Raw genomic sequence first — 14,331 nt, forward strand, 5'->3', positions numbered from 1 at the left:
AGCATTTGATCGTACGCGACAAGCCCGGTCACGTCGTCACGCGGGATCTCCCGGCTCGCCGGGCCGCGAGTCGTAGCGGCGCGGGCGGTGAGCACCTCGGCGAGGTTGTCCTCGGCCCAGTCTCGGCCGCGTCGCGAGATCCCGCGTACGGAGAGCAGGTGTTCGCCATGACCGTCCAGCTGCTCGAACGGGCGGGCCTCGGCACCGACCGGTTCCGCCGGCCGGCCTGATCGGCACCGCCGGCGGTCACATCCGCCCGAGCACCTGCTTGGCGAGCGTGACCACGCGGGCGACGTCGGCCTCGGGCGTGAGGGTCCGCTTGCCGAGGACGTACATCACCGCGACCGTGACGAACTTGTCCCCGACGAGCACCTTCACGTGGGTCTCCCCCCTGTGGTGATAGGAGTACGCCTTGTCCCCGAGCCCGGCGACCTCCTCGGCCGGGTCGCTGCCCGCGGGATGGCTCACGCCGTAGAGCTGCCACAACCCGTCGTACTCTCGACTCGCCCCTCCGGACGGCTTGTCGATGCTCAGGTCAAGCAGGGAATTGTTGTTGGCCTCCGCCCACGCGCAGGTCCGGAGTACGCCGACGTCCTTCGGCCCGGGTTCGTCCGCGACCGGACCCTTGAAGAGCGCCTCCAGGTCGGCGCGGGTGAGCAGGCTGCAGGCGTATCCGTCGTCCTCGAAGTTGAGCGGCCCCGCGGCGGCGTCTCCCTCGGCGCCCGACGCGGCGGCGGGGGCCGCACCGGCGGCCGCGGGCGGCTCCACGTCCTGGTCCGGCGTGCCGCATCCGGTCAGCGCAAGTGTCGCGGCGGCAACCGCCCCCACGATGCGTACCTTGGTGCTGTTCATGAGGCTCCCCTTCGCCTTTCGTCAACCGGCGGGTGGTCGTGCCGGCCCACGCACGACGGGCAAGCTAGCAACCGGCGTTCCGCGACCGGGATATGGCGAATGACCTATTCACCTGCCGTCACCCGGCGATCGCCGGCCGTCGCCACGAAAAAGCCGCGTGTGCCGTCATCGACGGCACACGCGGCTCGAGCCGAACCCGCGTCGGCGGTCAGCCCTTGACCGCTCCGGCGGTCAAGCCGGAGACGAGGTGGCGCTGGGCGAAGAAGAACACCACTGCCGCCGGCAGCGTGATGAGCACCGCCGAGGCCGTCAGGTACTCCCACTGCGGGTTGAAGGCCGGCACGAACTGCTGCAGGCCGTAGCCGAGGGTGAACCTGCTCTCCTGCTGAATGAACGCCGTGGCGTACGCCACCTCGCCCCACGCGGTGAGGAAGGTGAAGAACGCGGTGACCGCGATGCCGGGTCGTGCCAGCGGCAGGATGATCCGCCAGAAGGTGGAGAACGGCCCGCACCCGTCGATGCGCGCCGCCTCGTCGAGCTCGGTGGAGATCGAGTCGAAGTACCCCTTGAGCATCCACGAGCAGAACGGCACGGCGATCGTGAGGTACGCGATCACCAGGGAACCGTGGGTGTTGATAAGCCCGAGGTTCGCCATGATCACGTAGATCGGCACGATGAGGATGGAGACCGGGAACATCTGGGTCACCAGGAAGACCAGCAGCAGCTGGCGGCGGCCCGGGAAGTTGAACCGGGACAGCGCGTACCCGCTGGTGGCCGACATCAGCACGCCGATCGCGGTGGTGGCGACCGCGACGATCAGCGAGTTGAGCGCCCACCGGGGGAACATCGTCTCGGTGAGCACGTACTTGTAGTTGTCGAGGGTGGGTTCCTTGATGAGGCTGAGCTCGCTGGTCTGGATCCACACCCCGGGCTTCAACGACGACAGCACCACCCACGCGATCGGGAAGATCGCGATCAGCGCGGCGATGATCAGGGTTGCGTGGATCGCGATGGACGCCGCCGGCGAGCGGCGGCTCATGGACCGGCGCTTGGCCGTGTCTACCTGCGCGGACATGTCACCACACCTCGCCTTGCTTGCGCAGCGCCCGCCGGTAGAACACCGAGAACACGAGCAGGATGGACAGGATCAGTACGCCGTAGGTCGAGGCGAGTGAGTAGTTGCGGATGCCCTCGAACGCGGCCCGGTAGGCGCCGGTCACCAGGATCTCCGTCTGACCCGCCGGCTGGCCGCGGGTGACCAGGAAGATCACCGGGAACATGTTGAACGTCCAGATCGTGCTGAGCAGCAGCACGGTCATGCTGACCGGGCGCAGCCCGGGCAGGGTGACGTTCTTGAAGCGCTGCCACGGTGTGGCGCCGTCGATGGTGGCCGCCTCGTACAGCTCGGCGGGGATGGCCGTCAGGCCGCCGAGCAGCGTCACGATCATGAACGGCACGCCGAGCCAGACGTTGGTGATGATCGCGGTGGTCAGCGCGGTCCACTGGTTGTCGAACCAGGCCACCGGCTGCATCCCGATCGCCTTGAGCAGCCCGTTGACCACCCCGAACTCCTGGTTGAACATGAAGCGCCAGGAGAACGCGCTGACGAAGCCGGGCACCGCCCAGGGCAGAATCAGCAGCACCCGGTAGATGCCGCGCCCGCGAATCGGGCGGTTGAGCAGCACCGCCAGCCCCATACCGATGCTGTACGTGACGACCACGCAGGCGACCGTCCAGATGAGGGTCGTCCAGAACTGTGGCCAGAACTGGCCGATCTGGCCGCTGAGCACCTGGATGTAGTTGTCGAGGCCGACGAACTTCCAGCCGTTCGGGTTGGCCTGGCAGGTCAGCTCCCCGGTGATCGACGGGGTGCAGACCTCACGCTGCTGGTTGGCCTCGGTGAGGTCGGTGAAGGAGAGGTAGATCCCCCGGGCGAGGGGGTAGAAGACCAGGACGCCGAGCACGATCACCACGGGCGTGACCATCGCCCACGCGTACCAGTACTTGTCCCAGCTGCGTCGCAGCCGGCCCGGCGGGGCCTGCTCACGGCCCGGCGCGGTGTCCGGGGTGCGGCGTTCGACCGTTGCGGTGCTCATCGCTGCTCCAGTTCCGGGGGAGGCTCCAACGCGGCTGGCCGCCGACCCGAGGGCCGGCGGCCAGACGATCCATCGATCAGTTGCTGTAATCCTTGACGACCTCGGACTTGTAGGTCTTGGCGACCGTGTCCAGCGAGGCCTTCGCGTCCTTGTTCTGCACGAGCACCTCGACGGCCATCTTGTCCATCGGGCCGAAGAACTGGCCGCCCTCGGGGATCCACGGACGGGCGACCGCGGCCTCGAGCACCGGCTTGAACGAGGCGACGGTGGCGTTGCTCTTCACACCCGGCAGGTCGTAGGCGGACGTGCGGGTGGGGAGCAGGCCGACCTTCTCGGCGAGGAACGCCTGCGACTCCGCCGAGGCCATGAACTTGACGAAGGCGACCGCGGCCTGGACCTTCTCCTGCGGCATGCCGGACCAGATCGTGTAGTTGTGGCCACCGACCGGGCCGCCGGCCTTGACGCTGCCGCCGGGCACCGGCGCGACGCCGAGGTTCTCGAGGCCACCGAAGGTCGGGGCCGACTTGATGTTGTTGACCTCCCACGGGCCATTGATGATCATGGCGACCTTCTGCTCCTTGAACAGGGTCATCATGTTGCCGTAGGCGTCGTTGGCCGGGGGCTTGACGGCGGTGCCGTCCTTGACCAGGTCCTGGGCGATCTTGATGCCGGCGACAGCCTGCGGGCCGTTGACGGTGATCTTCTTGGCGGCCGCGTCGACGACGTCGCCACCCTCGCCGTAGATGAACGGCAGCAGGAAGTAGCCACCGGAGTTGACGAACAGCGCCTGCTTGCCGGTCTTCGACTTGATCGCGGCGGCAGCGGTCTTGACCTCGGCCCAGGTCTTCGGGGCGGCGGTGATGCCCGCGGCCTCGAACATCTTCTTGTTGTAGAGCAGCGCGAGGGAGTCGGTGACCTGCGGGACGCCGTAGGTCTTGCCCGCGTACTTGTTGGACGACATCGGGGTCGCCAGGAAGTCGCTCTCGTCCTTGAGCAGCTCAGAGCCGTCGAGGTTGTAGAGGTAGCCCAGGGAGGCGAGCTCCGGCACCCAGGCGACCTCGGCGCGCAGGATGTCCGGGGCGCCCGACTTGGCGGCCGCGGCGGTCTTGAACTTGTTCTGCGCGTCCGCGAACGGCACCGACTGGTAGTCGACCTTGACGTTCGGGTAGCTCGCGTTGAACTTCTTAATCAGCTCCTGGAACGCGGGGCCCTCGTTCTTCGGGTCCGAGGTGTCCCACCAGGTCAGCTGCGCGCTGAGCGACTTGGGGTCGGTCGCGGGCTTGGTGTCGCCGCTTCCGCTGTTGTCGTTGCCGCCGCATGCCGCGGCAGTGAGCACCACAGCCAGAGCGGTGGCGATCATACCGACGCTACGAGTGCGCATCGGATCTCCTGTCAGTTCTCAGGTCATGGGCCGTTGCACGGCTCCATGGCCTAGGGGTGGGATCGCCGCCGTGCTGCCGGGATGGAGTGGACTCCGTTCCCGGCGAGGGGCGAGCGGCTGTGGCCGGCGCCACGCTAACACGACAGTAAAACGTGTTAGGTAACTGTTTAGAAACAAGATCTTCTCACTGCCGTTTCAGTTCCGTAGTCGACTCTTCGGTGAGTTACACCTGAGCCCTTCGGTCGTACAAATGAGGGACCAAACCGGACAAAGCTAAGGTAACCATTTACTAAACGTCCACATCACGTGAGCTGCTAGCATGGCCCCAATCCCCGCCAAGAGGACTCGATGACAGCGAAAGACACACACGCCGGACGGCACCGCCCCACGTCGAGGGACGTCGCAGCGGCCGCCGGCGTTTCCCGCTCGGCCGTGTCCTTCGCGTTCAACGACCCGACCCGGGTGTCCACGGCGACCCGCGAGCGGATCCTCGCCGCCGCCCGGGAACTGGCCTACACCCCGCCGCCGTCCGGCCGGACGCTGCGCAACGGCCGCACCCAGAGCCTCGGCGTCCTGCTCCCGCACGACATCCCCAAGGTGATGGAGAACCCGTACTACGCCCGGTTCCTCATGGGCCTGGGGCAGGTGTGCACCCGCGAGGGGATGTCGTTGCAGCTCACACCCCCCGTCGGTGATTCGCTGGTCAAGGCCGTCCGGCACGCCGCGGTCGACGGTTTCGTCGTGTGCGGCCTCGACACCGACCGCGGAGAGATCGCCGAGCTGACCCGCCGGGCGATCCCCTACGTGCTGGTCGACAGCGACGCCCCCGAGGGCGCACCCAGCGTCGACATCGACGACCGTGACGGCGCCCGCCACGTGGCGCAGCACCTGCTGGAGTTGGGTCACCGCCGGATCGCGGTCCTGAGCGTCGAGCCCCGCTCCGACCGGCCGGCCCCGACCTACCGCGACCCGCTGGTGCGCCGGATGGCCGGCATCGAGGACGCCCTGGCCACCGTCGGCCTGAGCCGGCGCGACATCACGGTCGCCGAGGTGCCCTGCACCCGGATGGACGGCTACCGCGCGACCCAGGCCATCATGGCCGCCCAGCCGCGGCCGACCGCACTCGTCGTGATGGCCGACCTGATGGCCTTCGGCGCGATCGACGCCCTGCACGATCTCGGCCTGGACGTGCCTGGCGACGTCTCCGTCACCGGGTTCGACGACCTACCGGAGGCACAGTGGACGCGACCCCGGCTGACCACCGTGCGCCAACCCATCGTCGCCAAGGGACGCATCGCCGGAGACTTCCTCATCTCCGCGATCCGGGGTGAGGACCAGCACCCGCACCAGGTGCTGCAGACCGCCCTGATCACGCGCGAGTCGAGCAAGCCGCCGGCGGAGCCGACCACACCGGATGTCCCGTATCGGCCGCTGGCCCCGCAGTCGCCCGTACCCATCCGTACGTGATCGGCGCCCGGCGCTCGGAATCGGGGGCCGGTCGAGTGGGCTCGGTGGACAATGGGCCGGTGAGCGATCCGATCTCCCTGCGCCTGGACGACCAACTGTGCTTCGCGCTGTACAGCGCGTCGCGCGCGGTGACCGCGGCGTACCGTCCGCTCCTGGAGGAGCTCGGGCTCACCTACCCGCAGTATCTGGCGATGCTGGTGCTGTGGGAGCGGGGCAGCCTGCCGGTCAAGGAGTTGGGTGCCGCGCTCCACCTGGACTACGGCACGCTCTCGCCGTTGCTCAAGCGGCTGGAGGCGTCCGGGCTGGTGCGCCGCGAGCGGAGCCCGGAGGACGAGCGCTCGGTGCTGGTGAGCGTGACCTCCCGGGGACGCGACCTCGAGGGCAGGGCGGCGCGCGTGCCGGGGTCGATCGGGCACACGCTGGGGTTGACCGTGCAGGAGGCCGACCGCCTGCGCCGTCAGCTGCGCGAGCTGGCAGAGCGGATCGTCTGAGGCTCGGCGGGGAGTGGCGTTGGACTCATCGCGCACAAAAGGATCGTGCACGATTTAATTTCACACTACCTTTCTGGTCGGGCGGGTGATCCGCCTCGTCCGAGGGGTCGGGTGGCTCTCCCATCCGCACGTCTCCGGCGTCAGGACAGGAGAGACATCATGAGGTTCGTCAGGTACGACGAGTACCCACAGCACGTGCCGGCCGACTTCGCCGAGGAGCTTGCCGCGCTGGTCGGCATGGTGGCGCAACGCACGCGGGACTCCGTCGAGCGGCAGCAGGTCGGGCGGGCGGTGCGCACCGCACACGGAAAGACGTACGGCCTGGCCCAGGCGGTCGTGACCATCCCCGAGGTGGCGCCCGAGTACGCGCAGGGCATCTACGCCACGCCGGGCGTCTTCGAGGCCGTCGTGCGCTACTCCAACGGACTGGGCCACCTGCGCGCGGACCCGTTCCTCGGCCCCGCGTGCGGCATGGGAATCAAGATGTTCGGCGTGCCCGGCCGGTCGCTGCTGGCCGACGAGGCGGAGGACACCACATTCGACTTCAACCTGATCAACAACACCACGTTCTTCTGCAACACGGTGAAGGACTACCTGGTCATCGAGCCACTGTTCGCGCGGCTCCCCGACGCGCTGGTGTCACCGCAGACCCGCCGGCAGTGGCTGCACGACTTCGTGACCCGCGCCGGGGCGCTGTCACCGGACGCCTGGCTCTGGGACGAGCTGCTGTCGATGCTGTCGTTCACCTCGATCCCCCGCAAGAACCTCATGCTGTACACGTACTGGAGCATGGGTGCGTTCCGGCACGGGGACTACATCGCCAAGATCCGGGCGACACCCACCCCGGCGTCCGCGGCCGCCGTGACCCGGTCGACGGTGGACGTGGCCGCCGACCCCGAGGCCTACCGCAACACGCTCGTCGCGGAACTGGGCGAGCGCGACCACAGCTTCGAGCTGCAGGCCCAGCTCTGCACCGATCTCGACCTCATGCCGGTGGAGAACACCTCGCGCGAGTGGCCCGAACGGCTCTCGCCGTTCGTGACCGTGGCGCGCATCGACATTCCGCGCCAGGACATCTCCTCCGACGTCAACCTCGCCATCGCGGACACCACCTCCATCACCCCCTGGCGGGTGCGCGAGGAGCACCGCCCCCTCGGCGAGATCAACCGGGTGCGCGAGGAGGTCTACCGGCAGTCGTCAATCATCCGGCACGAGCTCAACAACCAGCGGCGCCGCGAGCCGACCAGCGGCCACCAGTTGCTGCGCTGAGCGGCCGGCCATCTCCCGCGCCGTACCCCTCGATGCACAGATCGCAGCTGCGGGGCCGGGTCCGACCGGCAGTGACGACCTCCAGTCACTGCCGGTCGGCATGGCAGCCGCGGCGGCGATTGTGGAACGACTGCTCGCCTGCCGAGATCCAACAGCACATGCCTCAGCCCCAGGCCGTTGCCCCGCCCTTCGCGGAGCCGGGGCCGGCGGGTAGGAGATCGAGGCCCCGGTGGATGGTGCGGCGCAGGTCGGTGGTTCCGGGTGCGTCGGCCCACAGGATGATCGCCATATTGATCATTCCCATGATGGCGGCCCCCATCAGCAACGCGTCCGGCTCGTCGGCCGCGTCGCCGGCGAGCAGCTCCGCCATCACCTGGATCCAGCCGCGGTCGCGGGCCGCGGCCGCGGCGGTCAGTGACGGCTGCTCGGCCGACAGCCGGTACGCAGCCAGCACCCGGTCCGCGTCCCGTTCGATCTGCTCTGCCACGGCGTCGCAGCAGCGTCGCACCAGCGTCCAACCGGTGCCCGGCCGCTCCGCGGCGACATCGCGCACGGTCTGCTGCCACTCGTCCTGGACGGAGAAGACGAGGTCCGCCTTGGTGCGGAAGTACCGGAACGCGGTCGGCCGCGAGACGCCGGCCGCTTCGGCGATGTCGGCCATGGTCGTCGCGGAGTAGCCCTTGGTGCGAAACGACCGTTCAGCCGCGGCCAGCAGGGCGGCGCGGGTGTCGGCGCGGCGTTTCGCGGTGACGGGCATCGCACCTTCCCCCTCTTACTGAGACTGAGTCTCAGTGTATCGTGCCATGTGATACCGAGTATCACTTAGGGGGTTACGATGTTCGCGGCGCTGATCAGTCGTCCGACCGTTGGACGTAGTGCGGCGTCCCTGGCGGCACTGCTCTTCCTGGCCACCTCGGCCGTGCACCTCTACTGGGCCGGAGGCGGCCGCTGGCCGGGAACCGACGAGGCCTCACTGGCCCAGCGGGTGATCGGAGACAGCACCCGCTTTCCGTCACCGGCCGCCACCACCGTGGTGGCGTGCACCCTTGCCGCGGCCGCACTCCTGCTCCTGACGCGAAGCGGCGTCCTGCGACTGCCGCTGCCGCGACGTGTCGTGGCGATCGGAGTCGGGGCCATCGTCGTCGCGGTCGCCGCGCGTGGCCTGCTCGGTGGGGTGACCTCCGGCGTCGCCGTGGCCAACGGCACCCGGGTGCCGTACTTCCGCCTCGACCTGATCGCGTACTCCCCGCTGTGTCTGCTCCTCGCCACCCTGAGCGCAGCGGCGCTGGCCGTCCCGCCGACATCGACGGCCGATGCGCGCCGCTCCACCCGCCGGCCGCGGGCAGCCGATCCGATTCCGTGGACGAGCCTGTGGCCACGCCGCTCATCCAGCGCGGCCCTGCCGCCCGGTCAACGCGAGCTACGGGTGTTCCCCCGCTTCTCCGACAACCCGCTGCGGCGACCGCCGGCCGCGCCCGCGCAGGCCACCTTGACCGTCACCGGAGCAGTGCGGCACCGGTTGACCATCGATCTCGACGAGTTGCACGAACTCGTCCCGCAGACGGCTCTGACCGCCGACTTCCATTGCGTCACCACCTGGACGGTCCGGAACCTCACCTGGCGTGGCGCACTATTCGCCGACTTCTGGCAACAGGTCGTCGTCCCCCGTTGCCAACCAGACCCGGGAGCCCGCCACCTCATCGTGCGTGGCCTCGACGGTGTGCAGGCCATCATCGACCTTCGAGACGCCCTCGAACCCGACGTTCTGCTCGCCGATCAGCTCGACGGCGCACCGCTCGGCGAGGTGCACGGCGCTCCCCTGCGCTTCGTCACGCCCCGGCAGTACGGGTACAAGAACATCAAGCACCTCCACAGCATCGAGGTGTGCCGCACCGCGCCACCGAGCACCTTCGGCGCCAAGGAGCATCCCCGAGCCCGGGTGGCGTTCGAAGAGCGCCATGCCACCCGCCCCGCCTGGACCCTGCGCTGGGCCTACCGTTCGCTCGTGCCGCTGACCGCACGTCTGGCCGAGCGATCCGCCTCCCGAGACCCGCAACGGTGAGGTCCTTCGACGACTAGGTGCCCTGCATAAGGTACTCGCGGACCTGGCCACGGGCCTGGTGGATGCGGGACTTCACGGTGCCCTCCGGGATGTTCAGCTGCACGGCGATCTCGCGGTACTCGAGCTGGCAGATGTCGCGCAGCACCATCGGCGCGACCAGTTCCGGCTTTCGGGCCTCGATCCGCTCCAGCGCGTCCAGCAGGTCGAGCCGCGACCCGGCGATGACGCTCGTGGTGCGCGGGTCCGGGACCTCCACCGGCGGATGCTCGTGCGCCTCCTCGGCGGCGCGCCGCTTGAGCGACCGGTACGTCTGCCGGGAGCTGTTGGCGATGATCACGTGCAGCCAGGTGCCGAACGCCGACCGGCCCTCGAACCGGCCGATGTTGCGCGCCACCTGTAGCAGCACGTCCTGGCATGCCTCCTCCGCGTCCTGCCAGCAGGGCAGGAAGCGCGCGCACCGGCGCAACACGCTCGGCCGGACCATTCCGAGCAGGTCGTTCAGGGCCGCCGCGTCTCCCGCTGCCGCCCTGCGCGCAAGCTCCTCCTGGTCGTCGATCTTCATCCCTGGGCCCCCGGTCGGATGTGTCCGTGAACGGCTCATACTACGTTCGTGTCCATGCCCGCCAAGATCGGCCGTTATCGCATCGTCCGGCGGTTGGGCTCCGGCGCCTTCGCCACGGTGTGGCTCGCCGAGGACGACTCCCTGGACTCCTCGGTGGCGATCAAGGTGCTGGCCGACAACTGGGCACACCACCCGGATGTCCGCGCCCGTTTCGAGCAGGAGGCGCAGGTCCTGCGTCGTGCCGACTCCGAGCGGCTGGTGCGGATCCACGACGTCGACGAGCTGCCCGACGGGCGGCCGTACCAGATCATGACCTACGCCGCCGGCGGCACGCTCGCCGAGCGTCTCGAGGCCGGGCCGATGCCGGTCCGGGTGGCGCTGCGGACGGCCGCGGACATCGCCCGGGCGGTCACCGACCTGCACGACGCCGGCGTGCTGCACCGCGACCTCAAGCCGTCGAACGTCCTGTTCGCGACGGTACGGGGCAGCGAGCGCCTGCTGGTGGCCGATCTCGGTCTCGCCAAGTCCATCGCGCACGCGTCCGGCTTCACCGTGGTGGCCGGCACGCCGGGCTACATGGCGCCGGAGCAGTCCCGTCCCGGCGGCGGCCTCGACGTGCGCGCCGACGTGCACGCGATCGGCGCGATGGCGTACCAGATGCTGACCGGCCGCCCGCCGGGCGCCGGTGCCTGCGCGCCGTCGAAGCTGCGCCCGGGTGTCTCCCGGCAGGTCGACCAGATCGTGCTGCGGGCGCTGGACGCCGACCGGACCCGGCGCTGGCCGTCGGCCGCGGCCTTCGCCGCCGCGCTGGACGAGGCGCACGACGCCAGCCCGTTCCGGCGCCGGTCCCTCCTCCTGGTGGGCGCCGGGCTCCTCATCGCGGTGGGTGCGTCCGTCGCGCTGGGCGGTTCGTCCTCCGTGATCGAGGAGGGCTGGTCACGGGTCGCGGACGCCTCCGGGACGCTCTCCGTCTCGGTGCCCGACGACTGGGCCGGGCAGGTGCGGCCCAGGGGCTGGAATCCGGCGACGGTCGGCCTGCCGACGGGCCGTGAGCCGGGCCTGCTCGTCGGGACCGACCTCCCCCGATGGTCGGACCCGGCGAGCAGCACCCCCGGCGTCTTCGTCGGCGCCGGCCCCGCCATCGGCGGTGCCACGCTGCCGGCGCACCCCGGCTGCACCCGGCAGCCCGACCGCCGGGTCGTCGCCGCCGGGCTCGGCGGGACGGTACGGCGCTGGACGAACTGCGCGGGCACCCCGGTCACCTACAGCGACGTGGTGCTCTCGTCGGCGCGCGGCGACGGCGTCTACCTCCAGATCCGGCAGGCGGACGCGATCGACCGCACCGACGAGATCCTCGCCGGGCTGCGCTACTCGTAGCAGCCCTGGTCGTTGTACTGCAGGGTCAGCTCGACCACCATCGAGTTGCTGGCCACGATCCGGTAGACCGCCTTGGGGTTGCCGGGCACCGGCACCGCACCGCGCCCGGTACCCTCCAGGCCGTCCTCGTCGGCGCCGGTGAAGTCCTCCCATGACGGATATGCCTTGCGCATCGCCTTGAAGGTGCTGCCGATCCTGATGCCCTCGGGGGTGCTCAGACCGGGGTGCGCGTCGATGATCTCGACCCCCCGGTTCTTGCTGTAATAGACCATGCCGTCGTTGCCGGCGTTCTCACCCGTGGAGCCGCGCAGGTGGGTCGGCTGCGAGCAGTCGGCGTTCGTTGCCGTCCACCTGGTGGTCAGGCCGGTCGCCTCCGCCTGCTTGCGCGTCATGCCGAGCTTGAGCGCGCCGACGCCGAACGGCCCGATCACCGACGGCGCGGCGGGCGCCTTCGCCTTCGTGGTGGCGGGCGCGGACGAGGCCGGCCTCGACGTGGCGGACGCGGGCGCCGACGGGATCGACGAGGGCGCCGCGGAGGCGGCGGCGCTGGGGCTCACGGCGCCGATCGGTGCCGCCTCACCGTCGACGTGCGGCACGGAGTCGGTGCATCCGGTCGCCAGCGCCACGCAGAGGATCGCTCCGGCGAGGGGAATGGTGCGCATGTGTGGTGCCTTTCCGATCGCATGTTTCTCTGGTCTGTCATCGAGTTCGATGCGACCCCCGGCGCCTTTGTTCGGGATTTCAGGTCACGAAGAGGTAACAAGCCCCTCGCCTCCGGCGCTGATCATTTCGATGGTGACACGACCTCCCGCGCACACCTGGTACTTCCGTCTCCGGGTCGGCTGCGCGTGCGTGTGACCTCGGACAGCGGTCGCCGCCGGCGCGTGGCGTCTGAGCTTCGTTACGGAATGCAGGCGTGATCGTGATGTTGCCGGCCGAGAATCGCTGGATGCTCTCGCCCGTCGCCTACGCTCGGGCCTTCCTTGCGGGCCAGGCTGCCCTGCCGGCGTTAATGATCCTGACGATCCTGCAGGGGATGTTCGACGGTCAGGAAATCCGCACACCGCTCGGGCCGCAGCTGCAGTTCATCGGCGGCATGGTCATGATCTCCACGATTGTCGTCGCCGTCGCGATCCGTTTGGGTGCGGCCCGTCCGTGGAGTTGGGCAGCCGCGCTGGCGATACAGCTGTCGGCGCTGGTCGCCTGCGTCTGGTACAACGTTGCGATTGCCAACGCCGATTCGCCGGAAGGGCTGGCCTCGTTTGTAGCCCTGGTCCTTGGGGCGCCGGTGGCCTTTCTTTCGGTCACGGGCTCGATCCTGCTGCTGAGGCCCAGATCGGTGCGGTACGTGTTCACCCGAATGCCCGGCACGGAGGCGAGCGCGGCACAGTGAGTGCCCGGGCGCGTCCTGACGCTGGTCGGCACGGCCGACTTCCTCGCGTCGAGGAACGACCACCGCGGTTCGAGCCTTGCCCGAGTCGACCAGACGGGCAGCGTTTGCGTAGGACGCGGAGTCACGTCCGTCCATCCGCGCTTCACAGCAGGCCCCGGTCCCGGGCGTAGATCGCCGCCTGGGTCCGGTCCCGCAACCCGAGCCGCTCCAGGATCCGGGAGACGTGGTTCTTCACCGTCCCCTCGCTGACGTGCAACCGGGCGGCGATCTCCCGGTTGGTGGCGCCCACCGCGATAAGCCGCAGCACCGCCTGCTCTCGCCCGGTCAGGTCGATCCGCGGCGTCGGCGCCGGGAAGGACCGGTCCAGGGCCGTGACGAGCCGGCGCAATGCCGCGCTGTCGTGCTGGTCGACCCCGGCCCGGGCCAGCCGCACAGCCTGGGCCAACTCGCGCGGCGGCAGATCCTTCAGCAGATAACCACCGGTACCGGCACGCAGCGCCCGGACCACGTGCACCGGGTCTGGCCCGGCGGCACTGTCGCCGGCCGGTCGGTGCCCGGCACGGTGGCGGCATCCGCTACCGAAGGAGTCCAACATGTCCGATCGCCTGCTGTACCGTCTCGCCGGCCTGGCCGGTGTTCTCGGCGGTGCGCTCATCCTGGTGGCAGTCGCCCGCCGGGCCGGCGTGATCCCGGAGAACGGCCTCACCCACGCCCTGGCGCCGCCGGCGAGCGCGCTGCTGCTGCTCATCCTGGCCGCGCTCTACCTGCGCCAGCGGCAGAGCGCGGGCCGGCTCGGACTGGCCGGCTTTCGTGGTGCACCACCTCGGGCTGAGCGGCCTTTTCGCGATCGAGTTCCTCACACACGCCGTGTTGCAGTACCAGGACGCCGCGACCCGGGAGCAGGTGCTGACCGGCCCGGGACGCCCGTACTTCCTGGTGGTTGCCATGACCTTCCTGGCCGGGGTGGTGCTCTTCGGCGTCGCCTCGTGGCGGGCCGGGGTGCTGCCCCGGATGGCGCTCGCCCTGTACGTGCCGGGTCTGTGCCTCGCTGCCCTGCGCACGTCGGTGCCCGAGGCGGCCTATCTGGGCGGGCTGGCCGTCGGGGCGATCGGGGTCATGTGGCTCTCCACCACGCTGATCCGGGGCCCGGAGGACACCGGGAACGACGCCGCGACCGGCCCGTCGCCGCGCCGTTCGGGCGTACCCATCAAATCTTGATCCTTATCCACCGCGCGTAGCGCGGCATCGGGCGCCGAGGCGCCGTCCGCGTTGCGGGCGGTGCCCGCTGGATGCCGCCATCGCCTGCGTGGTCGGACGTCGCTTCCGCCCGCGGTCAGGGTGCGAGGGTCCGCACGCCGGCAGACGACCGCAATCGGACGTG

At 69.8% G+C, this 14,331-nt stretch carries 16 protein-coding genes; 8 read left to right on the plus strand and 8 right to left on the minus strand.

Going from position 1 to position 14,331, the window contains the following annotated elements; all coding sequences use genetic code 11:
- Positions 1-5 precede the first annotated feature (5 nt).
- A complete protein-coding gene (locus AB0B58_RS31645) occupies positions 6-230 on the plus strand; it encodes a hypothetical protein (protein WP_360230977.1) in 225 nt (74 codons plus the stop codon).
- 16 nt (positions 231-246) lie between these two features.
- On the opposite strand, the gene AB0B58_RS31650 is transcribed toward AB0B58_RS31645, so the two are convergent.
- The 4 genes from AB0B58_RS31650 to AB0B58_RS31665 all read right to left on the minus strand — a co-directional run bounded on the left by AB0B58_RS31650 (position 247) and on the right by AB0B58_RS31665 (position 4,329).
- On the minus strand, positions 247-852 hold the full coding sequence (locus AB0B58_RS31650) for a hypothetical protein (protein ID WP_360230979.1): 606 nt from the start codon (positions 850-852) through the stop codon (positions 247-249).
- 208 nt (positions 853-1,060) lie between these two features.
- Positions 1,061-1,927, minus strand: a complete 867-nt coding sequence (locus tag AB0B58_RS31655; RefSeq protein WP_360230981.1) for a sugar ABC transporter permease — start codon at positions 1,925-1,927, stop codon at positions 1,061-1,063.
- 1 nt (position 1,928) lies between these two features.
- Positions 1,929-2,837, minus strand: a complete 909-nt coding sequence (locus tag AB0B58_RS31660) for a sugar ABC transporter permease (protein ID WP_360231143.1) — start codon at positions 2,835-2,837, stop codon at positions 1,929-1,931.
- A gap of 187 nt (positions 2,838-3,024) precedes the next feature.
- On the minus strand, positions 3,025-4,329 hold the full coding sequence (locus tag AB0B58_RS31665) for an extracellular solute-binding protein (protein ID WP_360230983.1): 1,305 nt from the start codon (positions 4,327-4,329) through the stop codon (positions 3,025-3,027).
- Positions 4,330-4,677: 348 nt separating this feature from the next.
- Here AB0B58_RS31665 and AB0B58_RS31670 point away from each other — a divergent pair, with 348 nt between their 5' ends.
- From AB0B58_RS31670 to AB0B58_RS31680, 3 genes are all read left to right on the plus strand, one after another.
- On the plus strand, positions 4,678-5,796 hold the full coding sequence (locus AB0B58_RS31670) for a LacI family DNA-binding transcriptional regulator (RefSeq protein WP_360230985.1): 1,119 nt from the start codon (positions 4,678-4,680) through the stop codon (positions 5,794-5,796).
- Positions 5,797-5,855: 59 nt separating this feature from the next.
- Complete coding sequence (locus AB0B58_RS31675) at positions 5,856-6,287, plus strand: MarR family transcriptional regulator (protein WP_360230987.1); 432 nt, start codon at positions 5,856-5,858, stop codon at positions 6,285-6,287.
- Between the two features lie 159 nt (positions 6,288-6,446).
- Positions 6,447-7,556, plus strand: coding sequence for a catalase family protein (locus AB0B58_RS31680; protein WP_360230989.1), 1,110 nt, complete (start codon positions 6,447-6,449; stop codon positions 7,554-7,556).
- Between the two features lie 163 nt (positions 7,557-7,719).
- Here AB0B58_RS31680 and AB0B58_RS31685 read toward each other — a convergent pair whose 3' ends face one another.
- Complete coding sequence (locus tag AB0B58_RS31685) at positions 7,720-8,313, minus strand: TetR/AcrR family transcriptional regulator (protein WP_360230991.1); 594 nt, start codon at positions 8,311-8,313, stop codon at positions 7,720-7,722.
- Between the two features lie 78 nt (positions 8,314-8,391).
- Between AB0B58_RS31685 and AB0B58_RS31690 the strand changes: the two genes are divergently transcribed.
- Positions 8,392-9,618, plus strand: coding sequence for a molybdopterin-dependent oxidoreductase (locus tag AB0B58_RS31690; protein WP_360230993.1), 1,227 nt, complete (start codon positions 8,392-8,394; stop codon positions 9,616-9,618).
- 13 nt (positions 9,619-9,631) lie between these two features.
- On the opposite strand, the gene AB0B58_RS31695 is transcribed toward AB0B58_RS31690, so the two are convergent.
- Positions 9,632-10,180: an RNA polymerase sigma factor gene (locus AB0B58_RS31695; RefSeq protein WP_360230995.1), complete on the minus strand. Its 549-nt coding sequence runs from the start codon at positions 10,178-10,180 to the stop codon at positions 9,632-9,634.
- A 54-nt stretch (positions 10,181-10,234) separates the two neighbouring features.
- Between AB0B58_RS31695 and AB0B58_RS31700 the strand changes: the two genes are divergently transcribed.
- Entirely contained in the window at positions 10,235-11,557 is a 1,323-nt protein-coding gene (locus tag AB0B58_RS31700) for a serine/threonine-protein kinase (RefSeq protein ID WP_360230997.1), read from the plus strand.
- On the opposite strand, the gene AB0B58_RS31705 is transcribed toward AB0B58_RS31700, so the two are convergent.
- Positions 11,548-12,219 carry a hypothetical protein gene (locus AB0B58_RS31705; protein WP_360230999.1) on the minus strand — a complete coding sequence of 224 codons (672 nt, stop codon included), beginning with the start codon at positions 12,217-12,219 and terminating at the stop codon, positions 11,548-11,550. The two genes, AB0B58_RS31700 and AB0B58_RS31705, sit on opposite strands and share 10 nt — an antisense overlap.
- Before the next feature lie 254 nt (positions 12,220-12,473).
- On the opposite strand from AB0B58_RS31705, the gene AB0B58_RS31710 reads away from it, so the two are divergent.
- On the plus strand, positions 12,474-12,950 hold the full coding sequence (locus tag AB0B58_RS31710) for a hypothetical protein (protein ID WP_360231001.1): 477 nt from the start codon (positions 12,474-12,476) through the stop codon (positions 12,948-12,950).
- Positions 12,951-13,092: 142 nt separating this feature from the next.
- On the opposite strand, the gene AB0B58_RS31715 is transcribed toward AB0B58_RS31710, so the two are convergent.
- On the minus strand, positions 13,093-13,545 hold the full coding sequence (locus tag AB0B58_RS31715; RefSeq protein WP_360231003.1) for a response regulator transcription factor: 453 nt from the start codon (positions 13,543-13,545) through the stop codon (positions 13,093-13,095).
- A 215-nt stretch (positions 13,546-13,760) separates the two neighbouring features.
- On the opposite strand from AB0B58_RS31715, the gene AB0B58_RS31720 reads away from it, so the two are divergent.
- Positions 13,761-14,168 carry a hypothetical protein gene (locus AB0B58_RS31720; protein ID WP_360231005.1) on the plus strand — a complete coding sequence of 136 codons (408 nt, stop codon included), beginning with the start codon at positions 13,761-13,763 and terminating at the stop codon, positions 14,166-14,168.
- Positions 14,169-14,331: the final 163 nt, after the last annotated feature.

The organism is Actinoplanes sp. NPDC049118, from assembly GCF_040648555.1.
Lineage (GTDB): Bacteria > Actinomycetota > Actinomycetes > Mycobacteriales > Micromonosporaceae > Actinoplanes.